The sequence below is a fragment of the Candidatus Berkiella cookevillensis genome (assembly GCF_001431315.2).
Lineage (GTDB): Bacteria > Pseudomonadota > Gammaproteobacteria > Berkiellales > Berkiellaceae > Berkiella_A > Berkiella_A cookevillensis.
In genome coordinates this window covers 2,039,861-2,063,638 of record NZ_LKHV02000001.1, presented here as the reverse complement: position 1 = coordinate 2,063,638, position 23,778 = coordinate 2,039,861, and the positions used below count along the sequence as shown (strand labels likewise).

General features: G+C 37.6%; 11 protein-coding genes. 4 read left to right on the top strand and 7 right to left on the bottom strand.

Going from position 1 to position 23,778, the window contains the following annotated elements; translation table 11 throughout:
- From CC99x_RS08795 to CC99x_RS08785, 3 genes are all read left to right on the top strand, one after another.
- Entirely contained in the window at window positions 1-6,585 is a 6,585-nt protein-coding gene (locus CC99x_RS08795; RefSeq protein WP_057624034.1) for a cadherin-like domain-containing protein, read from the top strand.
- A 270-nt stretch (window positions 6,586-6,855) separates the two neighbouring features.
- The gene (locus CC99x_RS08790) at window positions 6,856-10,596 is read left to right on the top strand and encodes a cadherin-like domain-containing protein (RefSeq protein ID WP_057624033.1); all 3,741 of its coding nucleotides are present in this window, start codon (window positions 6,856-6,858) and stop codon (window positions 10,594-10,596) included.
- Window positions 10,597-10,719: 123 nt separating this feature from the next.
- Entirely contained in the window at window positions 10,720-11,727 is a 1,008-nt protein-coding gene (locus CC99x_RS08785; protein WP_057624032.1) for a hypothetical protein, read from the top strand.
- A gap of 204 nt (window positions 11,728-11,931) precedes the next feature.
- Here the strand turns inward: CC99x_RS08785 and CC99x_RS08780 are convergent, their stop codons facing one another.
- The gene (locus tag CC99x_RS08780; protein WP_057624031.1) at window positions 11,932-13,332 is read right to left on the bottom strand and encodes a protein kinase domain-containing protein; all 1,401 of its coding nucleotides are present in this window, start codon (window positions 13,330-13,332) and stop codon (window positions 11,932-11,934) included.
- 195 nt (window positions 13,333-13,527) lie between these two features.
- Window positions 13,528-14,889: a patatin-like phospholipase family protein gene (locus CC99x_RS08775; RefSeq protein WP_057624030.1), complete on the bottom strand. Its 1,362-nt coding sequence runs from the start codon at window positions 14,887-14,889 to the stop codon at window positions 13,528-13,530.
- A 335-nt stretch (window positions 14,890-15,224) separates the two neighbouring features.
- Here CC99x_RS08775 and CC99x_RS08770 point away from each other — a divergent pair, with 335 nt between their 5' ends.
- The gene (locus CC99x_RS08770) at window positions 15,225-16,148 is read left to right on the top strand and encodes a leucine-rich repeat domain-containing protein (protein ID WP_057624029.1); all 924 of its coding nucleotides are present in this window, start codon (window positions 15,225-15,227) and stop codon (window positions 16,146-16,148) included.
- A 210-nt stretch (window positions 16,149-16,358) separates the two neighbouring features.
- Here the strand turns inward: CC99x_RS08770 and CC99x_RS08765 are convergent, their stop codons facing one another.
- Genes CC99x_RS08765 through CC99x_RS08745 form a run of 5 tightly spaced genes read right to left on the bottom strand, consistent with a single transcriptional unit; the run spans window position 16,359 to window position 23,732 of the window.
- Window positions 16,359-17,135, bottom strand: a complete 777-nt coding sequence (locus CC99x_RS08765; protein ID WP_057624028.1) for a CsiV family protein — start codon at window positions 17,133-17,135, stop codon at window positions 16,359-16,361.
- Window positions 17,136-17,150: 15 nt separating this feature from the next.
- Window positions 17,151-20,597: a transcription-repair coupling factor gene (gene mfd / locus CC99x_RS08760; RefSeq protein WP_057624027.1), complete on the bottom strand. Its 3,447-nt coding sequence runs from the start codon at window positions 20,595-20,597 to the stop codon at window positions 17,151-17,153.
- A gap of 20 nt (window positions 20,598-20,617) precedes the next feature.
- The gene (locus CC99x_RS08755; protein WP_057624026.1) at window positions 20,618-21,730 is read right to left on the bottom strand and encodes a 3-deoxy-7-phosphoheptulonate synthase; all 1,113 of its coding nucleotides are present in this window, start codon (window positions 21,728-21,730) and stop codon (window positions 20,618-20,620) included.
- A complete protein-coding gene (locus CC99x_RS08750; protein WP_057624025.1) occupies window positions 21,727-22,659 on the bottom strand; it encodes a carbon-nitrogen hydrolase in 933 nt (310 codons plus the stop codon). The genes CC99x_RS08755 and CC99x_RS08750 overlap by 4 nt, the downstream gene beginning before the upstream one ends.
- Window positions 22,656-23,732: an agmatine deiminase family protein gene (locus CC99x_RS08745; RefSeq protein ID WP_057624024.1), complete on the bottom strand. Its 1,077-nt coding sequence runs from the start codon at window positions 23,730-23,732 to the stop codon at window positions 22,656-22,658. Before CC99x_RS08745 ends, CC99x_RS08750 begins: the two co-directional genes overlap by 4 nt.
- Window positions 23,733-23,778: the final 46 nt, after the last annotated feature.

The following is a 23,778-nucleotide window of genomic DNA, read 5'->3' as shown; positions in this document are numbered from 1 at the left end:
ATGACAGAAAAAAAATCGTCAGAAGTTGTAGAGCCAAAAGTAAAAAAAGACTCTGAATTAGCCGTTAAATTAGATGCTAATACTCCTTTAATCGATAAAGTTCTTGTTGAAGATGTATTGTTATCTTCTGAAAGTGCCATTTTGCCTTTTGAGGGAATTTTTACACCTTTTCATGATGCATTTCTTGAATATGTTGAAATGGATGATGATGCATTTGAGATATTAACTGCTTTTACGCAAGCACCTGCAGCAGGTGGTGAGCAGGGTTTCTTAGATATGAATTTAGAGGAATTGCTAAACGTTGTGTTAGAAGATGGGGGCACAGATCCTTTGTCTATTGTTCAAGCACAACGTGAGGGAGGCGTTGAATCTATTAGCAGAGATACGGCTTTTAATCGTGATGATGTTATTAATAAATTTAGAGGGATTGATTCTGTTGAGAGAGACTTATTTACACACTTTCAGCCACCCACTGTAATCCAAGAAGTATCGCTACCTCCAATTTTGCCAGGGAATGGTTTACCCTCAGCCCCCAACCTACTGGCAGGGCCTTCTATTGGTTTCCATCAATTTGAATCGGCTTTAAGAACACAGTCCTCTGTGACGCTTACAGGTAATATTTTTGCAGAAGGCGCAAGTGCTGGCCCAGATGGATTGGGAAGCTTGGATTTAAGCTCTACAAGGCCAGGTTCTTTAAAAAGCTTTATATTAGGCGGTATTGAAATTACAACCCCGGAAGGGAATACAATGATTTTGTATACATCCGCTATTCCATCGCTGGGAATTAATGTGGGTGATTACGTTTATACTTTAAATAATCCTATTTTACATTTACCTAATGATACAACAGATATTGGGCAGGATTTTAATGGCGATCTTGTCTATATAAATACCTCTTTGGGTCAAATTTACATCGATAAATTTATCTATACAATTGTAGATGGGAATGGCGACAGCGCTACAGCCTTTCTTTCTGCACAAGTAGTAGATGATGAGCCAACAGCGACAGATAATACTAATGCTGTCAATGAAACAAGTTTATTTGTGAATGGCGTAGAAGCCGTATCTGGCAATTTATTAACAGATAATGATGGTTTTGGGGTAGATTCATTTGGGGCAGATGGCGGGAAAATTGTACTAATAAACGGAGTTGAAGATGGTGGGGTTGGTGATCTAGATGGTTTGGTGAATGGCTCCATAACCACTCAAACAGATTATGATACAGGTAACGGTATTGTAAGAGGCGAATTAACAGTTACTTTAGCAACAGGTGCTTATACATTTTCTTTGGTTGATGCAAAATCTGTTCCTGATAGTCAGCTTATAACCAAGCATGTTTCTACCTATACAATCATGGACAATGATGGTGACACCTCAACCAAAACACTAGAAATATCGATTGATTTAAATCAAAGACCAGATGCTGTTGATGATGCAATTAGCATCAATGAAGATAGTCCTATTATTGTTGATGTACTATCAAACGACATTGATCCAGACAGTCCAAGCGATACAATTCAAATCACCAATCTTAATACAACAGATACTATTGGCAATGTAAGTTTTGATACTAATGGTAAAATAAATTATGATCCAAATAATAAATTCGAATATTTAGCTGAAGGTGAAGAGGCAACAGATACTTTTACTTATACTGTTCGTGATGCTGAAGGGTTAGAAGATACCGCTACAGTCACAGTGACTATTAAGGGAGTGAATGATTTACCAACGCTAACAGGCGATAGTGGTGCTGTCACAGAAGACGCAGTATTAGCAGTGGCAGGCGCAATTAATTTTGCAGACATTGACACAACAGATGTCAATACATTGTCTGTCACAAGTGCAGATGGTAATAGCACCATACAAACCATCGAAGATAATGCGGATGGTAGCATCAGAGGCAATAGTGTCAGTGTTACTGTTGCAGGACTCTATGGTAGTTTGGTGTTATTCGGCGATGGCACTTGGGAATATACTTTAAATAATGCACATGCAGCGGTGCAGGGCTTAGGCAGTGGTGGGTCTTTAACAGAAAACTTTGCAGTGAATTATGCTGATGCGGTTGGTAGTGCAGCAGGCTCTATCATTGTTACCATCAATGGTACAAATGATTTACCCACCTTAACCGGCGCTGTTGGTGCAGTGACGGAAGATGCAGTTTTAACAGCTACGGGTGCGATCAGCTTTGCAGATGTTGATGTCACAGACGTCAATACATTGTCTGTCACAAGTGCAGATGGTAATAGCACCATACAAACGATCCAAGATAATGCGGATGGTAGCATCAGAGGCAATAGTGTCAGTGTTACCGTTGCAGGACTCTATGGTAGCTTGGTCTTATTCGGCGATGGTACTTGGGAATATACTTTAAATAATAATCATGCCGCGGTGCAGGGCTTGGGCGATGGCGAGACTTTAGTTGAGAGCTTTGCAGTGAGTTATGGTGATGCCGTTGACAATGCCAGTGGCACAATTGATATTACGATCAATGGTACAAATGATGCGCCTGTGGTGAATGATGTCTCTGCAAGTGGTAATGAAGATGCTGCTTCAATTGAGATTGTCTTAAGTGGCAGTGATGTTGATGGCACAATTGCCAGCTTTAACGTATCTAGTTTGCCCAGCAATGGTATTTTATATACAGATTCCAGTTTGAGTACAGCAGTGGTTGCAGGTGTTGATTATATTGCTACCGCGAATGCTCTAAGTTTATATTTTGTACCAGATGCAAACTTCAATGGTGATGTGAGTTTTGAGTATGGCGCTAAAGATGATTTAGGTTTGGAAAGCTTGGTTGATGAAACAGCGACCATCACTGTAATTTCTGTTAATGATGCACCCGTTGTGAATGATGTTTCTGCAAGTGGTAATGAAGATGCCGACTCAATCACAGTGATCTTAACAGGCAGTGACGTTGATGGCACAATTGCCAGCTTTAATGTATCAAGCTTACCCAGCAATGGTACTTTATATGCCGATGCAGCCTTAACAATAGCGGTTGTAATAGGTGCTGATTATATAGCTACAGCCAATAGTCTCACTTTATATTTTGTGCCAGCACCAGATTTTAATGGTGATGTAAGTTTTGAGTATGGCGCTAAAGATGATTTAGGCTTGGAAAGCTTGGTTGATGAAACCGCAACCATCACTGTGATTTCTGTTAACGATGCGCCCGTCGTAAATGATGTTTCTGCAAGTGGTGATGAAGATGCCGACTCAATCCCAGTGATCTTAACAGGCAGTGATGTGGATGGTACAATTGCCAGCTTCAATGTATCAAGCTTACCCAGCAATGGTACTTTATATGCTGATGCAGCCTTAACAACAGCGGTTGTAATAGGTGTTGATTATACAGCTGCGAGCAATGCTTTAAGCTTATATTTTGTACCAGATGCAGACTTTAATGGTGATGTAAGTTTTGACTATGGTGCTAAAGATAATTTAGGTTTGGAAAGCTTGGTTGATGAAACAGCGACCATCACTGTGATTTCTGTTAACGATGCGCCCGTCGTAAATGATGTTTCTGCAAGTGGTAATGAAGATGCTGACTCAATCCCAGTGATCTTAACCGGCAGTGATGTGGATGGCACAATTGCCAGCTTCAATGTATCAAGCTTACCCAGCAATGGTACTTTATATACAGACTCCAGTTTAACAACAGCGGTTGTAGTTGGAGATGATTATATCGCTGTGGGTAATGCCTTAAGTTTATATTTTGTACCAGACGCAGACTTTAATGGTGATGTAAGTTTTGAGTATGGCGCTAAAGATGATTTAGGTTTAGAAAGCTTGGTTGATGAAACAGCGACCATCACTGTAATTTCTGTTAATGATGCACCGGTTGTAAATGACGTTTCTGCAAGTGGCGATGAAGATGCCGATTCAATCCCAGTGATCTTAACCGGCAGTGATGTGGATGGCACAATTGCCAGCTTCAATGTATCAAGTTTACCCAGCAATGGTACTTTATATACAGATTCCAGTTTAACAACAGCGGTTGTAATAGGTGCTGATTATACAGCTACAGCCAACAGTCTCACTTTATATTTTGTACCAGATGCAGATTTTAATGGTGATGTAAGCTTTGACTATGGCGCTAAAGATAATTTAGGTATGGAAAGCTTGGTTGATGAAACAGCAACGATCACCGTTATAGCTGTAGATGATACGCCATCTGGGCTTGCACCAAATATATTTACTGATGAAAATAATTTATCTGGTTACGATTTTAATGGCAAAACCTACGAAGAGGCTTATGCACAAGCAGCATTAGGGGATGGATTGTCTTTGCGTGAGGCCGTTATTTTAGCCAATAATTTTGATTTGTTTAATGATGGTATTGATGATGTGATCCAATTAGCAAATGGTAATTATTTGTTAACGATTGGCAATCTTTATGGCAGTTATACTGCAGAAAATAATGCACATACTGGAGATTTGGATATTTTGCAAAATCTCACGATTATCGGCGCACAAAATACTACCATCAATGGTGGTGGAATTGACCGAGTATTTGATGTGCACAATTCAGCAACTTTAGAGTTGCAAGACTTGAGTATTACGGGGGGAAGCTCCTTACAAAGCGCTGTGAGTGCAGGGGGGGCTATTTATTTACATTCAAATAGTGAGCTCATTTTTTCAAATGTTAACATCCATAACAATACGGGTGGCTATAGTGGTGGTGGTGCTGTTTATGCTGAAGTTAATACTAATATCTCCATAGAAAATAGTAATATTTCTAATAATTCAGCGCCAGGAGATGGTGCGGGTATTAACTCACAAGGTGGTAATGTTTCCGTAGAAAATTCTATTATTACAGGCAACACAGTTACAAATAGTGGTGCATCAGGCGCTGGTATTCATATAAATGGTGGTACGCTTATTATAGAAGATACGACTATTTCAAATAATAAAGCATCAGGTGGCGGCTCATATGGTGGTGGCGTTAACGCAAAAAATACCGCTGTTAGCATAGATAATAGCGTGATTTCTGGGAATGTTGCAGGCAGTAGTGGTGGTGGCATTAATTTAAATGGTGGCACCTTAGATGGCTCAAATATAGATTTTTCAGGTAATACTGCTTTAAATGGTGGCGCCATTGGTTCTAATAATGCAACTATTGTGCTAGATGATAGCGTTTTATCTGGTAATACTGCATCACAAAATGGTGGTGCAATTTATAATGTGGGCGGTAACTTATCGATAGAAGATACTACTGTTTCCGGTAATAAAACAAACTCTGGTAGCGGTGGCGGAATATATGTGAGCAATACAGTAACAACAATTGAAACAAGCACTATATCAGGCAATACTGCTCACCAATATGGTGGTGGTATTTATGCGATTAATGGTGGGCATCTTGGTATAGACAATAGTACTATTTCTGGGAATTCTGCAGTTACCTTAAGTGGTGGTGGCATTTATACAACGGTAACAACAGATATAGATAATAGTACGATTACAAATAATTCAACAAATATTAGTTACAATAATAGCGGTGGTATTCAGAGTGATGGAACAACTTCTTTGTATAGTACAATTGTTGCTCAGAATGTCGGTAATAAAGATATATCAGGCAATTATGTTTCAGATGGATATAATTTAATTGGCAATAGAAGTGGTGCTAATTTTACACCGCAAGCGACGGATATTACGGGCGTTAGTAATTCAGTTATTGATGCGAAGCTAGGTGCTTTACAAGATAATGGTGGCGATACCTATACACACGCTTTATTAGCAGGCAGTCTTGCTATTAACGCAGGTGCATTGAATGATGCAACAGCTGATCAGCGCGGTGGTGCAGTTGTTGGTATTCAAGATATTGGCTCTTATGAATATCAAGCCTTTGTGCCTCCCATTATTTTGGATTTAGATGGTGATGGCGTTGAATTGCTTTCTTTTGAAAATTCTCCTGTTTCAATGTTTATTAATGGCGTAAATTACAAAATTGGTTGGGCATCTTCTGATGATGGTATTTTGGTATATGATGCCGATCAGGATGGAAAAATTAGTGATATATCTGAAATTAATTTGAGCTTATATCATCCAGATGCTAAAACCGATTTAGATGGTCTTCGATTGGGCTTTGATAGTAATCAAGATGGTATTTTCGATGTATCAGATGAAAAATTCAATAGCTTTTCTATTTGGCGAGATGCAAATGGCAATGGTGTTATTGATTTTAATGAAATGTTAAGTTTATCTGAGAGTGGTATTGTGCATATCAATTTGAATTCAGATAATCAATCAAGTGTAATTGAAGGTAATTTAATTACAGGCTACACCTCTTACCAAACGACAGATGGAAATACGCATTTGGCAGCAGATGTGCAATTACAGCTAAGTTCTGCATATAAAATGGAACCTATTAATATGAGTGAGATTCTTTCACAGGAAAATCCTTTAGATCTTAAAAATGTTTCTGCTATCTATGAAACCTCAGTTGAATTAACAGCTCTATTCTCAATAGATAATACAAGTCAATATTCTGATATTGCGTATAAAAATATTTCATTAGCGGTTTCAGATATAGAAAATATGGCACATCAATTAGAGACGGCAGATCACTCTAACCCTTTGGATTAATCGCCTCTCCGCTATAAGAAAGATGCAGTTTTTAGTTAATAAACTTATTGGTTTTTTTTGTGTTACTATGGGAAACCCAATGAGATTGGGCTTATAACCATGTTGTTAGTTTTGTAAATTAAAATGATAAAGATTGTGCACTCGTACTACGGTAACAGGATTATTGATGAGCAAATCAATTACTTAAACAAATGTTATAGTGTATGAATCGTAAATAATGGATGATCTCACGATTCTGTGAGATAAATTTTAGTAGGGATGGCTTGTGGCATGGCGAAGGCAAGTAACTCAATAAGCAATTTTAAAATTATTAAAACAACGTATAAAAACGTTGAATATAGCATTAAAATACCAAAAGCACCTCCCTCTAAATATGCGCTTCTTTCTGCCGAGAAAGCAGTTTTACCACATCAAGGTATTTCTTCAGCTTTTGAAGATAGATTCTTACAATATGTTTCAATGGATGCAGCAGAATTTCAAAAAAAGCTAAAAAGCTTTCAGCAAGCTTCAAAAAATGAAGTTATTGTAGATTTTCTTGATCTAGACATCGAAAAATTATTTGACATCATTGTTGATAATAGTGGTTCAGATATGGTTACTGTTTTACAATCAGGCCATAGAGACAAGATTTTATCTATAGAACGTTCTTTTAGTTTAAGTGAATCAGAAAATGATTTCTCTAAATTTAAAAAAATTGAATCTGTTGAAAGGGAAATATACACAGAATCAAGAGTTATTGTATCTGAGCACATCATCACAATACCGCCTATTATTCCTAACAATGGTGTTCCTATAGCTATCGCATTACTTGCAGGACCATTACTTAATTTTCATCAAGATGAATTTGAGTTAAGAGATGAGCCTTTTGCTACGCTAACAGGCAATATTTTTCTCGAAGGTGCTTCTGCTGGGCCAGATGGTTTGTACGCACTTGATTTAAATTTTACAAGAGCAGGTTCAGTTAAAAGCGCTATATTGGCAGGCATACAAATTACGACACCAGAAGGAAATACAATGGTGTTGTATACTTCGCATATCCCACTTACAACGACTGCTGCAGGTGATTATATTTACACACTTAATCATCCTGTTCTACATATTCCAGGCCCTGATGTGATTGTTGTAAACCATCCGCAACTAGGGCAAATATTTGTTGATGTTTTTAATTATACGATTGTGGATAGTAATTACGATTCAGCAACTTCAACAATATCGGTTCAAATTGTCGATGATGTGGCTGAGGCAAATGATAACCTAAATACAGTCAAAGAAACGTTATTATTTGTCAATGGTATAGAAACAGTAACTGGAAATTTATTAACGGATGATGATGGTTTTGGCATAGATTTAGGGGCAGATGGTATTCACATTCTTTCTGTGAATGGCGTTGTAGATGGTGGTGTTGGGGACTTGGATGGTGCAGCAGGCTCAATTAAGACGCGCACTGATTACAATACGGGAACAGGGATTGTCACAGGTGAATTAACTGTTAATACAACAACAGGTGCTTACACTTTTGAGCTGATAGATGCATCTAGTATTCCTGATGCTGAACTGACAACACAACATGTATCTACTTATACAATTATAGATGCCGATGGTGATACATCAAACGCAAATCTCACTGTCACGGTAACTTTGAATCAGGCGCCCATCGCAAATAATGATGCGTTTAGCACGAATGAAGACAATCCTGTAACGATTGCTGCGCCAGGGGTTTTAATTAATGATACAGATCCTAATGCACCAGACGATACAATGGCCGTTGTTAGCATTGATACAACCGGCACGATTGGAAATGTCATTTATAATGCAAATGGAGAAATTACTTATGATCCGAATGGGCAATTTGAAGCTTTAGCGGCAGGTGCTCAAACAACAGATTCATTTACTTATACGATTGAAGATGCTGAAGGACTAAGTGATACAGCAACGGTTGTTGTGACAATAAATGGTGTCAATGATGCGCCTATTGTAAACAATGTAACGGCAAGTGGCAATGAAGATGCAGCATCGATTGCTATTACACTGACAGGTAGCGATGTGGATGGCACAATTGCGAGTTTTAATTTAAAAAACTTACCTGCAAATGGTATTTTATACACAGATGCAGCGCTTACGGCGATAGCCGCTATTAATACAGATTATGCAGCTGTTGCTAATGAATTAGAGCTTTATTTTGTACCTGCTTTGAATTTCAATGGCGATGTAACTTTTGATTATGCTGCAAAAGACGATTTAGGCTTAGCCAGTGTTGCTGATGGAACAGCGACCATTACAGTCATTTCTGTCAACGATGCACCTGTGGTGAATAATGTAAATGGAATTTTATACACAGATGTAGCGCTTACGGTGATAGCCGCTATTAATACAGATTATGCAGCTGTTGCTAATGAATTAGAGCTTTATTTTGTACCTGCTTTGAATTTCAATGGCGATGTAACTTTTGATTATGCTGCAAAAGATGACATAGGCTTAGCCAGTGCTGCTGATGGAACAGCGACCATTACAGTCATTTCTGTCAACGATGCGCCTGTGGTTGATAATGTGACAGCAAGTGGCAATGAAGATGCAGCATCGATTGCTATTACACTGACAGGTAGTGATGTAGATGGCACAATTGCAAGTTTTGATCTAAAAAGTTTGCCTGCAAATGGTGTGTTGTACACAGATGTAGCGCTTACAGCGGTAGCTGCTATTAATACAGATTATGCAGCTGTTGCTAATGAATTAGAGCTTTATTTTGTACCTGCTTTGAATTTCAATGGCGATGTAAGCTTTGATTATGCTGCGAAAGATGACTTAGGCTTAGCCAGTGCTGTTGATGGGACGGCGACCATTACAGTCATTTCTGTCAACGATGCGCCTGTGGTGAATAATATAGAGGGTGACATCGTAAACTACCCACTCGAAATGCTGGGTGCACCACAAATATTAGATCAAGGTGCTTTAGCTACGGTTTTAGATGTAGATTCTGCTGATTTTGATGGTGGTACGCTTAACGTAGAAATTACTGCAAATGCAGTGCCCACAGAAGATATGTTGGGTATTCGATCAACAGCAGGACAAATTGAAGTTGCAGGCTTTAGTGTGACTTATGCTGGTACAGAAATAGGCGTTTTGGATGCTACATCTATTGCGACAAAGTTGTTGATCAATTTAAATGCTGATGCCACACCTGCAAATGTTGCAGCATTGATCAGCGCTATCACTTATACAAATACAGAGTTGGTGTTACCAGATGTTACCGCGCGTACAGTCAGCTTTACGGTGACAGATGGTGATGGTGGTACAAGCAATACGGCAAATATATTGATTGATGTGGGGGATATATTACCACCAGTGGTCTTAGATTTAGGGGGCGACGGAATTGAATTAATATCTGCTCAAAATTCAAATGTGAGCTTTGAAAAGAATGGCATGCACTACAAAATGGGTTGGGTTGGTCCAAATGATGCCATACTTGCTTATGATGCCAATCATGATGGTTTAGTCACAGATTTGTCAGAAATTAATTTAACTCTTTATCATCCCGATGCAAAAACAGATTTAGAAGGCTTAAAATTGGCTTTTGATAGCAATAAAGATGGTGTATTTGATGCTGCAGATGAGCATTTCAAAGATTTTTTAATTTGGCAAGATATCAATCAAGATGGTATTAGCCAAGCATCAGAGATTACGCCATTAGTAGATAGCCACATTAAAGCGATTCATCTTGATTCAGATAATCACATTGAAAGGGTGGATGGTAATATTGTTTTTGGTACAACTACCTATGAGACCAAGCAAGGCGATATATTCTTAGCCAGCGATCTTGGTTTGGCTATCTTACCTGTTCAGCCATCTTCTACATCAGAGAAGAATCCTGTAATGCTGAGCGATGTTTTAGTCTTAGATTCGACAGAAGATCTTATAAGAGAGACGGAAGAGGTAGCAGTATTGTATCAACCTGTTCTTCCTTCTTTATCAGAAGTAATGCCAGAAATAGATACTTTTGTACATTTGATATAAGCAATCCAATAAAATTTGGGACGACAAAATCCAGCGACAAAATCCAGGACAGCCAGATTAAGTTGCTTTACTCAAAATTTTTGAGCTAGAATTCCTTTCAGTAATAGGGATATTTTTTAAGTTATGACTTTAGCTCGCTCAGAACAAATTGATTTGAATGCAACACCGTATTATCACGTCATGAACCGATGTGTGCGTCGCAGCTTTTTGTGTGGTTTTGATGAACTAACACAGAAAGATTATTCTCACCGTAAAGCATGGATTGTCGATCGATTAAAATATTTAGCCGATATCTTTGCTATAAAAATCTGCGCCTATGCCATCATGAGTAATCATTATCATGTTGTTTTGTATGTAGAAGATAAAGTGGCTGAGAATTGGTCAGAAGCAGAAATCATCCGTCGTTGGGCAGCTATTTTCCCCAAAGACGCTCAAGAAAATAAGCACTTAAAACAGAAGATTCAGCTTTGGAAAGAGCGTTTGACGAGCATCAGCTGGTTTATGCGTTGTTTAAATGAAAAAATTGCGCGCGATGTAAATGATGAGGATGATACTGCAGGACGATTTTGGGAAGGGCGCTTCAAATCCCAAGCTTTATTAGATGAAGGGGCATTGTTGAGTGCAATGGTTTATGTTGATTTAAATCCAGTCAGAGCAGGAATTACAGAAACGCCAGAAGAATCAGAATTTACTTCCATTTATGAACGCATTCAGCATATTTCCAAACAATTAAAGGTCAATAAGCCAAAATCCATTAAACAGCTCAAGCGCGAAAAAGCTGACATATCCCAACCCAAGTTCTTAGTGCCTTTTGCAAACATCTCAGAACATCATTCACATGCGATTGATTTTAAACTTGTCGATTATTTAGAACTTGTGGATTATACAGGTAGAGTGATTCGGGATGATAAACAAGCAGGCTCTATCCCTGAGCATCTAGCACCCATTCTGACTCGATTACAGTTTGAGCCTCAAAACTGGATATCATTGGTCAAAAATTTAAGTAAAAGCTTTGCTCATGCAGTGGGCAGTGAAATTTTACTGCTTAATTTTGGCAAAGAGAGAAGGAAAGCCTTAAAAGGCATCACTCAAGCAAAGAAAATATACAATAATCCTCAAGTCATAGCTTAGTTTATTCCTCATTTTATACAATCATTCGATTCACAATAGAAAAAACTATCAAATTCTATCTTCTTTAAAGCCTAATTAATTGGCATATCAGAATTATATGATTATTTTCATAGATATGAATGATAATTTTTTGCTAAAAAAATACATGGCTGTCCTAATTTTCAGACCTGGCTGTCCTAATTTTCAGACCTAATTTTTAAAAAACTAGCGCTTCTGTATTCTTACTCTGGGTGTTGATGATTCGACTTTTTCTGCATTGCGTAGTGTTTCTAAGCTTCTTAATGCTTGATCAATGGTAAATCTATCTTCTCGAATAGGTGCAAGCAAACCTTTCAATAAAGGATTTTGTTCAATCTTTTTTTGAGTTGCAATATTATTCTCCATTAACTTAGAATTAGTAAATAAACGATAAAATACAACGCCAATTGCCCACATATCATTTTTCAAATCAGGTTTACTATATTTAATAGCTAATTTAGAATTTGCATATCGACTCGCATTTCCCTTAGATAAATTTCTATCGACGCGTATGCCAAAAGAAGAGTCGTTTCTATCATAAAAATACTCATGATGTACACTTTTTTTGCTCTTATAGGCCAAAGCTATTTCTGGTGAGGCATAAGAAGCGGTAGCCAAAGATTCTTTTTGGTCATGCCTATAATTTGTAGAATGCCCAAAGTCATTTATTTTAATTTGGTATTGCCCATTCTTAAAAGATATAAGCATATTTGCTTCTTTGATATCTTGATGTGCGATATTTTGCTGATGCATAATTTGAATAGCTTTCAATATTTGATCTGCAATAGAGTATTTGTCAGCCATTGTTAAAGATTTTGATTTGTTTTTTAAGAAAGAATTAAAATCCATTTCTACAAAGGGGGCATAATGTGCTTGTTTATATTTTTCGCCAGTGCGATAAATTTGGCTCTCTAAGCTGTAACTAAAAAGCAGATCAGAATAGCCGGTATGAATGCATTGATTTCTTTGTGCAAGTTCTTGAGACAGCTTTGCTTCGGCATCTGTGTTTTGGATTCTTTTTTCTTTTGTGCGTTTTGTGACAAGATTAATCCATTTTGCGTATATGGGTGTATCAATTCTCCAGGCAACTTTACCTATTTTATTTCCACCGACGAAGATTTTGGTTTTGAGGGATTTTTCTCCTGACTTGAGCTTTCTTTTTATGTCTAAAATTAATATAAATTGATTAGAGAGATCTTTGAGAATGCTGATTGATCTTGCAAGCTTTGATTTTTCTTTTTCAATGCGATAGCCGCGATATTGAGGTGTTTTGTTATCCTTCGAAATCAAGGTATTTAGAATAGTATTTTGATTTCTTAATACATAATCATAAATAGCAATCAAATCTTGTTTTAAAATATATTCGGATATTAAAGCAGGTTCATTTAATTTTACAGCTTCTTCTCTACGTGCTTTAATTTGATTGAAAAACTGAGTTGCATGAGGGTTTGCATGCTGCTGAACAGGCACTGCCGCAGGCAAAGGTGCAGAACTAACAATGACTTTACTAGGCGCGGGACGTGATGGTGTGTCTTGCTGTTTGAATATAAAGCCAGGCAGTATTTTTTTGAAGACATTTTTCAACATTATTGTGCTGCTCTATTATGGATATCTAAATTAAAGGCAGCTATTCTAACTCATTCATGTCACTAGTTAAATATGTGTAGTTATTTGAGCTACTATATTTTAAGATTATTTTGAGGGGTTACCGCTGAATAAGCCCCCACGAACCTTCATTCGTGAGGATCATTCAGACGGAGAATCTGACAAGTCATCTTAGGCTTATAATCTTTTATCTTTATGAAGCTTATGAGAAGAACTACTACTGGCGGGGTGAGGAATGTGTAATGTCTCTTTCTGTAATGAGAGGGGCGTTGTTTTTTTGATATTTGAGCGCCATTGCCTATACATTGGCAAATGCTGATGAGATTTATCTGAAGCATCAGCGTGAAGATCGGGCAGCGGTTCTGGTTTAGGCTCATTAAAAGCATTTGTAAGATCGAGAGCCTTTTCTTCAATTGAATTGGCACTATTATCTTCAGATATTGTAAGGGATGGCGCTGCTTTACTTTTTTCTTTTTTAGCCTGTTTACGTGCAGCTCTTTTTTCAGAGAAATGTTTTTTCTCTTTTTCCAAAAACCGACGAAAAGAGAGTGTGTGATCTTTTTTCTGCAACCTGCGTAACATTTTTTCATCATAGTGTTCTACAGCAAGTTCAGGATGTTTATGATGAAAGTAACATGCAACAGCATATTTTCCTGAGTCTATCATTGCTTGCTTGTCTTTAGGGCTGTGATCAAAATTTAGGGTATCATAACCGAGCGTGTCACCAAATATAGTATAATCCTTGTAAAAGCTATCGTTGAAATCTCGATTTTGTACATTTCCAAAAGCTTTAAAAAAAGCCACCGTATAATCTAAAATATTATTAATTTCCCGCGGTGGTGGTGTAATACCCTGTTTATAATATTCAATTTCAGTTTGATCGTCTAAGCGTAGACTCAATGTTTTAGGATTGCCTTCACCTTTTATAGTTTCAAATACATCTGAAGGGCAATTTTTTTGTATCCCACCGTCCGAATACCAACAACCTTTTATCTTCCAAGCTGTAAAATAAAAAGGAAAGCCGCCAGAAGCTCGTACAGCATCTGCAATGGGTACATTGGCATGCTCTGATTCATAGGAAAAAGTTTCGTTGAGTTTGGTGTTAACATTGCAAGCTTGCACATACAGATCTTTTAAACCGAGCTCTGGATGCGCTTCTTTGAAAGTATGCCATTCTCCAAACGTGGTATTTTTATCACCTGTGATTCTTTCGATGACATCTTGATAATATTCATATAGCGCCTTGCCTTTATGAATTCCAAATCCTTTGCGTAAATTGTGAGGAATCTTTATAGGCTCTAGCATGCCTCCTTTTATTTTTTCAGCCATATCTAAATTTAATACTTCTTCGGAAATTTTTGCAGCGTTCCAGCCTGTGGCTGCCATTAAACCAAAGATAGCGCCAACCGATGCGCCAGAGATTTTATCGATATCTTGAATGATGCCTAAGCGTTCAAGCTCTTCAAACATGCCAAGATAAACATAGCCTTTTGCACCACCACCTTCTAAAGCAAGATTTTCATATATTCCTTTAATCATCTTGATTCTCCTTTGTTAACTGCTTACGTGATAGATCCGTCTATAGTCTTTTCATGATCCTGATTTTTTCTTGAATATGTTTATATTGTTTAGCCTTTTTAAGGGTAACTACACCTCATTGTTATGGAAATTTACTAAATTTTATACTGTGTATAATTACTTATTAAATAGTAAAAATAGCAATAGATTTTTCTTATTTTTTAGAAATAGAGACTGTGAATGTTCTATTTTTGATTGCTTTTTGAATAGAAGATGTGCGACTAAAGTCCTATATCAGCCATATTCGTTTTATCATATGATAGTATGATTACTAAGATTGGTTTTGTGTTGTACCAATGTCTGAAAAAATATACAGTTATGATGATTTGCATAAGCTAAAGAAAGTATTATTGAAAGAATATGAGTTCTTTAAAAAATACAAAGAAGCTATTTTCTCAAAAATTAATTCTAATGCCTTAGCCTTGAATTCATCGTATAAAATTTTGGCAGAATTAGTGAAGCAAGATTTAGATGATTTGGATAATATTGTTAAATTAGATGTAGAATTAGAGCGTGTAAATTGTCGTATTGCAATGTCATATTTGAATGAAGTTCAAGAGCATGACTTAAGTTTAGAATACCTTACCAGACTACCAACCTTATTGTTTAATTTACATTTAAACAAATTAATGATCTTAAAAAAACTAGTTTTAGAGGGAAGTAAATGTAAAATCATTCATGTCTCTTCTAAAATTGGATTATTGATCAATTTAAGAGAATTAGATATTAGCGGCTGTTTATTAACTCAATTGCCAGATGCCATTGTTTATTTAGAAAATTTAGAGATACTGAGTTTGAAGCGTAATCATTTACGTACTTTGCCAGATGGTATTGAGCGTTTAACGCATTTGAAGGAATTAGATTTAAGTTACAATCATGAAATGCGTGTGTTACCCAGAGGGGTTGGAAAGCTTAAAAATCTGCATAAACTTAAGATTGATCATGATGATTTAGATAGTCTGCCAGATGAAATCTGTGATTTAGAACATCTGCATGAAATACAAGCGCACCACAATCATTTGCGTCAATTACCTAAAGCCTTAGAGCGTTTGGGGCAATTAGAAATTTTAGATATACACAATAATGAATTAAAAACGCTTCCTAAGAGTATTTCGAGATTATCCGCATTAAAATATCTGAATGTACAAGGAAATTACATTGAGAGCGTGCCGGACTGTTTTAAGAAGAATGGGAAACATAATAAGCGTTCTAGTAGATAAGAAGCCTTCTTTCTTTAGAAGTAATACTTTATTAATAAGTTATTTCTCAGTGGCGCAAAGCGAGGGATTTTAAAACATAAATTAAAAAAATCCATCTGATCACTAAAGTTGAGCCTCTTCCCTTGATTCCAAGGGAAGATAATCATTCACTTCGTTCATTTCTTAACTGACTGGCATTATCTTTTTACTGCGTAAGGTGTGCGATTAAAATTACTTTTTCTTTTCAGGCTTTATGGTGACAAGCATGCCATACATAGGGTGATCGATATATTGCACATCACTACTTCTCATTTTAATAGATTGCTTTAAGCGGAAAGCTTGCAATTTTGCATTTGCATCTTGTTGCCATGCGTTTCTATTGCTGACATTTGCAAAAGTGGCGCTTGTGCCTGCATTGAGAGAGCCTTGTACGCCGGCAGCTGTTGAAAGTACTCTCATTGGTTTCGTTAAAATGAGATCGGTATCAACATGAAGATAGCGGCTTTTGCTTATCTTAATGGTACCATCTACTTCATAAGCAGATTGTTTCACATCTGCATTTGCGCCAAGTGCATCATCTTGTTGTATATCAGAGCCACCTCTAGAAGAATAGCTTTTTCCTCCAACAAGTCGGAGCGTATCAGATAAGTTTTTATCAGTGATTCGTTGTTTCCATCCTTTATGAAGGATAATACGAAAGCTGCCTTGTTTCTGGATTTTATCTTTAGCATCATTGAGCTGTAGGGCATCATTGCTAACTTGGATGTAATTTTGGGTTTCGTCGCCTGTAGAGAGGGCTTTGGATGCATCCAATAGGTTTTTGGCAGCACTGACATTAGGGCGACCAGGATTTAGGGGGTATGACTCTTGTAATCCCGCTTTATCAAGATTTTCAAAGACAAGCACTTCAACCTGATACCATTGCTCTTCTTTCGCATAGGTCTTAAAGCATGAGAGCATGAGAAGTACTAATACAAGGGATTTTAAAGCGAGTATATTTTTAAACATAAGTTATTTAACTTTTTAATTGTTGGTTAAATGCGTAAGTAGATTTTCTACCACCTGAAAACGTTGTTCAACTGTCTGCATGTCAAAAGTTAATTTAAATGCTTGGGAACCTATCAATTTATAGTGTTGGGGTTGTGTGCGAATCAGGTTAATGATTGTATCAGGATTAATATTGGGTTTCTCAACAAACTCAATTTTACCCTGGCTTTTTCCCGCTTCAATTTTTGTAATGCCAATTTCTTTTGCAATAATCTTAAGGGCAGTGATCTTAAATAAATGTTGAGTAGCAGTGGGTAGTAACCCAAATCGGTCAATCATCTCAACTTGAATTTCTTCAAGTGCTTCTTTGGAAGCACACATGCTGATTCGTTTATAGAGAATCAGCCGTGAATGTACATCTGGTAGATAGTCTTCCGGTATTAATGCACTGATTTGCAAATCAATTTCTATATTATTTAAAGGGGATTCTGTAGAAAGTGTTTTACCTGCTTTCAATGCTTTTACCGTTTTTTCTAAAAGCTCCATGTATAAGTTGAAGCCAATTTCATTTAAATTACCGCTTTGCTCTTCACCTAATATTTCTCCTGCGCCTCGTATTTCCAAATCATGTGTTGCAAGTGTAAAACCTGAGCCTAATTCTTCTAAAGATTCTAAAGCTTCCAAGCGCTTTTTAGCATCTTTGCTGAGTGATTTCTCTGCACCTGTCAAACAATAGGCATAGGCTTGGTGATGTGAGCGTCCGACGCGTCCTCGAATTTGATGCAACTGTGCTAAACCAAATTTATCAGCACGTTCAATGATGATGGTATTTGCCGTTGGGATATCGATACCTGTTTCGATAATAGTGGTACACACCAATACATTAAAGCGTTGATGGTAAAAATCGGACATGACGCGTTCTAGGGCACGTTCTGGCATTTGACCATGTGCAACGATGATACGTGCTTCAGGACAGAGCGTTTTTAAATGATGCGCAGTATTTTCAATTGTGCTGACATCATTATGTAGATAGTAGATCTGACCGCCACGCATTAATTCACGATTAATGGCTTCTTGAATAAGAATATCATTATATTCACGCACAAAAGTTTTAACACTGAGACGCTTTAAAGGTGGTGTTGCAATAATAGAAAGATCGCGCACAGAGGAAAGTGCCATATTCAAGGTGCGTGGTATGGGAGTGGCAGTCAGCGTTAAAATATCTACTTCAGATCGGAAATTTTTGATTTTTTCTTTTTGCTTTACCCCAAAGCGATGTTCTTCATCAATGATCAATAGCCCTAAATTATGAAAAGGTACGCTTTGATTAAGTAATTTATGAGTGCCAATCACAATATCGGTCTTGCCAGATTGTAGATTCTCTATCGTAAGATCTTGTTCTTTCTTAGATCGAAACCGTGATAGAACTTCTATCTTAACAGGCCAATTAGCAAATCTATCGCTAAACGTTTCATAGTGTTGTTGTGCAAGCAGAGTTGTAGGCACAAGTATTACAACTTGCTTATGCGTCATTACAGCTAAAAATGCGGCACGGAGTGCAACTTCTGTTTTCCCAAAGCCAACATCACCACATACCAATCTATCCATGGGATTATCAGATTGCATGTCTTGCAATACCTCATCAATTGCTTTTTGTTGATCAGGTGTCGTTTCAAAGCCAAAGGCATTTGCAAATGCAAGGTAGTCTTGATCGGGAGCATTAAAGCTTAAGCCTTTTTTGAGCGCACGTTTTGCGTGGATCTCTAAAAGCTCAGCAGCAACATCATTGATTTTCTTTTGTGCTTTTTGCTTTGATTTTTCCCAAGTGTCTGTGCCAAGTCTATGTAGTGGTGCATTTTCTATTTGTGTACCACTGTATTGACTGATAACCTCAAGTGAAGAAACAGGCACATATAATTTTGCTTTATCTGCATATTCGATGGTTAAATATTCTGAAGGTTGCGCGCCGATACTAAGGTTTATTAAACCCAAATAGCGCCCCACACCATGTTGTAAATGTACAATGGGGTGACCCATTTGGAGTTCTGCTAAGTTACGAACTTGAATATCTAAGTCTTGATAAGTCTCTTTGCGACGACGTCTTTGCATGACCTGATGGCCATAGATATCCGCTTCTGCCAAAAGAATAAGATTTTGAAGCGGCAAGCAAACACTCTTGTCTAGTGAGGCAATGGTAATACCAAAGTTTTCTTTGTCGCGCGCAAAATCGGACCAGTGTTCATAGACTTTGGGGTTAATATCAATTTTATTTAACAAGTTGATTAAGCTTTCTTTTCTTCCAGGAGATTCTGCACAGAATAGAATATTCGATTTATTTTCTGCTAGAAAATTTTGCAAAGGTTTTAGAGGATCATGTTGGTTTAAGATAGCAATGTGGGGCGCAGATGCAAAATCTAAATTAATATCTTGTCCTTTGCTTTGTGGGTGCGCTGTTTCACTGATGACAATTTGTTTAAAAGATTTTATATAACCATATAATTCATTTTTCTGTAAGAATAAATCTTTGGGCGCGAGTATGGGACGTCTAATATCATGTCGGTATTGTTCATAGCGCTTGTCCACATCTTGCAAGAAATGATCTAAGTTAATATCCATATCTTGGCTGCGAACAATAGTAGTATGTTTGGGTAAATAATCAAACAAACTTTGTATTTCTTCAAAGAAGAGTGGTAGATAGTATTCGATACCACCAATGCTTGTGCCTTGAGAAATATTTTCATATACAGGGCACAGTGTAGGATCGCCATCAAATTTTTTACGCCAATTTTGCCTAAATCGGCTAATGTCCTCTTCTTGTAGAGGGTATTCTTTTGCGGGCAAGCAGTTAAGCGAGTCAATACGTTCAATTGATTTTTGCGTGTCAATATCAAAAAATCGGATACTTTCTATTTCATTATCAAACAAGTCAATTCGAATGGGGCTATGTTGCCCCATGGGGAAAATATCGATAATACTGCCACGAATAGCGTACTCTCCATGTCCCATCACTTGAGAAACTTGGGTATATCCGGCAGATAGCCAAGTTGATTTGGCGGCAGTCATATCAAGATGATCGCCAATTTTTAGTATAAAGCTGTTTGCCATGACAAATTGTTTAGGAACAATTTTATGTAATAAAGTCATGATGGGTACAATGACGATACCTGTTTTTAAATTAGGCAGTTCATATAATGTTTTTAAACGATCTGAAATAATATCCTGGTGCGGTGAGAAATGATCAAATGGCAATATTTCCCAATCAGGAAATTGAAAACAGACAGTATTGGGCTTGCAGAAATATTTTAACTCTCTTTTAAGCGCTGCTGCTTTTTGTGAAGAAGAGGTTATGACCAAAAGAAGTTCTTGCTGTTCGCAGGCTTGTGCAATCGATAGTGCAAGCCCTGCACCGATAACATTTCCCCAGTTTAGGCGATCGCCCATCTGACGTGGTAAAGGAAGAGAATAATTATCGGCGTTTATCATAGCAGCAGACCATTTTTAGTTTATGCGTGAAAAGTTTCAGCTAATTTTTTGCGCTTTTCGTAGGTTTCGCGACAAAGTAGCATATCCTGTAAGAACCATTCTAAGTTTTGTATATGCAGCGCTTGCTGACTATCTACACGTGCTTGAGGTGGATTAGGGTGCACATCCAATAAAACCATATTTGCGCCAGCAATCACACCTTGTGCGCTTACATGGTAAATATCACTGATTTTATCTGTTCCTTCACTTAATAAACCTACGGCATGAGAAGGATCAACACAAACAGCTAAACGTGTAATGCGTTTTACTAGGCTCACTTGACAGAAATCAACTAGATTGCGGTGAGGATTGCCAAAATGAGATTTTACACCTCTTAGGCAAAAAATAATTTTATTATTACCTGCTTTTGCAAGATATTCAGCTGCTAATAAAGATTCATTCAGTGTGATACCAAAGCCACGTTTAAACAGAATAGGAAATGTTTGTTGGCTACCAACTGCACGTAATAATTCAAAATTTTGTGCATTACGCGTACCAATTTGAAGCATCACACCCGTAGGATTTCCGGTCAGTGCCAATACATCATTGATTTCTTCAATTTGTCGTTCATGGGTCACTTCCATGGCGATCACTTTGATCCCATATTGACCAGCCAATTCAAACACATAAGGCAAACAGGATTTACCAAGACCTTGAAATGCATAAGGACTGGTGCGAGGCTTATAAGCGCCCATACGCGTACACACTTGTTTGTATTCAGACAGTACTTTAAAAGTACTTTCCACATTTTCCGCATTATCAACGGCACATAAACCTGCAAAGACATGGAAGCTATCTTGAGAAAAATGAACGCCATTATATTCAAAAGAGAGCGCTGAGCTGTTTGAGTACCTTCCAAGTATTTTATAGTCACTGGAAATGCGAATGACCTGGTGTACAGCAGGTAATGCTTCAATACTTTCTTTTGAAATTTGCTGTGTGTCGCCGATCAGATGTATTTCAGTAATACTTTCTTGTACCCCTTGAATGATGCTAATTTTGGCTTCAACATTTGCAAATTTTGAAAGTGCATTGAGGGTAAATTGATACTCTGCAGAATGAGGATCTGTATTAGGCTTTAAAATTATGATCATAACGGTTCACCCAATGATGTTTGAAGCGACAATAGACGGTTGTCGATATGAAGCTGGTTGAGAGGTTGATAATAATCAACACGTCTATCACGCAAATAAGGCCATGCTTGGCGTGTTTTCTCCGTTTGCTCGAGTTTTAAATCGGCATACAGGATTTCTGGTTTGTCTGCTGCGCTTGTGAGTATTTCGCCTTGAGTACCAGTAATGAAGCTATTTCCCCAAAAATTTATGCCTTGAGGTAATGCATCTTCAATCAGTTCTAAACCGCATCGGTTACAACTTGCAACCGGCAAGCCATTTGCAACAGCATGGCTTTGTTGAATTAAACGCCACGCATTGAGCTGCTTTTGTTGCGTTTGTGTATCGTCTTTAGGGTTGAATCCAATGGCCGTAGGGTATAGCAGACAATCTGCGCCATTGAGCGCCATTAAGCGAGCTGCTTCTGGGAACCATTGATCCCAGCAGATCAGCACACCAAGCTTACCAATCGAAGTTTCAATAGGCTTAAATCCGAGATCACCTGGTGTAAAATAATATTTCTCATAGTAGCCTGGATCATCAGGGATATGCATTTTACGATACATGCCTTTTATTGAGCCATCTTTATCAATTACAACCGCAGTGTTGTGATACAAGCCTTTGGCTCTTTTTTCAAATAAAGAAGTCACGATGACGATGTTATTTTCTTTTGCAAGTTTTGCGTAAAAATCAGTTGTGGTGCCAGGAATGCTTTCTGCATAGCTAAAAAAATCACTGGATTCTTTTTGAGCAAAATAATATTGATTATGCAGCTCAGGGAGTAATACTAAAGATGCGCCAGAACGTGAAGCTTCGATAATAGCATTGGCATAATGATCAAAAGATTCTGCACGCGTTTTAAAACCGATGGATTGTACAACCGCTAAGGGAATGTTTTTATGTTCTTTCATGCGTCTTGTTGTCCTGTTGGTATTTGCATAGTTGAGCAGTGTAGCCCGCCACTTTGCAAGATAAGTGTGCTCGTATCTACACCCAATACATTTCGAGAAGGGAAGTATTCTCTGAGTGTCTCAAGCATGACTTCATCTAATGCATGGTTATACTGTGGTACAAATACACAATGATTCGTAATCAAGAAGTTCAAATAGGTCGCTGGAATAAATACGCCTGGATAAGATGCATTCTCAATTTTGGGCAGTGGCATTGGTACAAGTTGATAAGGCTCGCCAGAGATTTGTCTAAAAGACTTTAACTGTGTTTCCATTTTGAGCAATGAATCATAATGTGGCAGGGTCGGATCATCACAGGTTGCATAAGCAATGGTGTGTGGATTGATGAATCTTGCCAACATATCAACATGAGAGTCTGTATTATCACCTTCAATAAAGCCATCATCCAACCAGAGTATGCGTTGAATACCCAAGGTGGCTTGTAGTTTTTCAAAGATGACTGCTTTATCAGTGATTTTGTTACGATTTGGATTGCAAAGACATAACTTTGTCGTAAGCAGTGTTCCTAAACCATCACTTTCTATGCTGCCACCTTCTAAGACGAAGTGGACGTCTTCTTGGGTATAAGTTTTAAGTATGTCAAAATGATGAAGCTTGTTATTGACTGTATTGTCATCTTCGTGAGGGAATTTTTCACCCCAGCCATTAAACTTAAAATTTAGCAGCACCGCTTTTTTGTCTTTATAGACAGTAATAGGACCATGATCGCGAACCCAAATATCATTAGAAGGGTTTACAATGATTTGCACATTGTCTTGATTGACGTGATGCTTGCTTAAAAGATCCTCGAGATGTTCTAAGACTATGTTATTATAAACGTTAATCATCACGGGTTGAGACTTTGCAATAGTGCTAACCATTTCGAAAAGCGCTGTTTCTACGCGCGCAATTTCATGTGGTTTCCAATAGTAGCTACCATGATCATAGGTGTGTGGCCATGAGAATAGGACAGCACTTTGTGGTGCCCATTCAGCTGGTAAATAGGTTGTGTTTGTATGAGTTTGTAATTTCACCTTAACTATCAACTTTACTTAATAACTTACTGACTAAAAATAATAC

Bases quoted from the DNA above. Each gene is read 5' to 3' on its own strand.
- CC99x_RS08785 (WP_057624032.1), top strand. From the start codon at position 10,720: ATGACTTTAGCTCGCTCAGAACAAATTGATTTGAATGCAACACCGTAT.
- CC99x_RS08795 (WP_057624034.1), top strand. From the start codon at position 1: ATGACAGAAAAAAAATCGTCAGAAGTTGTAGAGCCAAAAGTAAAAAAA.
- mfd (WP_057624027.1), bottom strand. From the start codon at position 20,597: ATGATAAACGCCGATAATTATTCTCTTCCTTTACCACGTCAGATGGGC.
- CC99x_RS08755 (WP_057624026.1), bottom strand. From the start codon at position 21,730: ATGATCATAATTTTAAAGCCTAATACAGATCCTCATTCTGCAGAGTAT.
- CC99x_RS08765 (WP_057624028.1), bottom strand. From the start codon at position 17,135: ATGTTTAAAAATATACTCGCTTTAAAATCCCTTGTATTAGTACTTCTC.
- CC99x_RS08790 (WP_057624033.1), top strand. From the start codon at position 6,856: ATGGCGAAGGCAAGTAACTCAATAAGCAATTTTAAAATTATTAAAACA.
- CC99x_RS08775 (WP_057624030.1), bottom strand. From the start codon at position 14,889: ATGATTAAAGGAATATATGAAAATCTTGCTTTAGAAGGTGGTGGTGCA.
- CC99x_RS08750 (WP_057624025.1), bottom strand. From the start codon at position 22,659: ATGAAAGAACATAAAAACATTCCCTTAGCGGTTGTACAATCCATCGGT.
- CC99x_RS08770 (WP_057624029.1), top strand. From the start codon at position 15,225: ATGTCTGAAAAAATATACAGTTATGATGATTTGCATAAGCTAAAGAAA.
- CC99x_RS08780 (WP_057624031.1), bottom strand. From the start codon at position 13,332: ATGTTGAAAAATGTCTTCAAAAAAATACTGCCTGGCTTTATATTCAAA.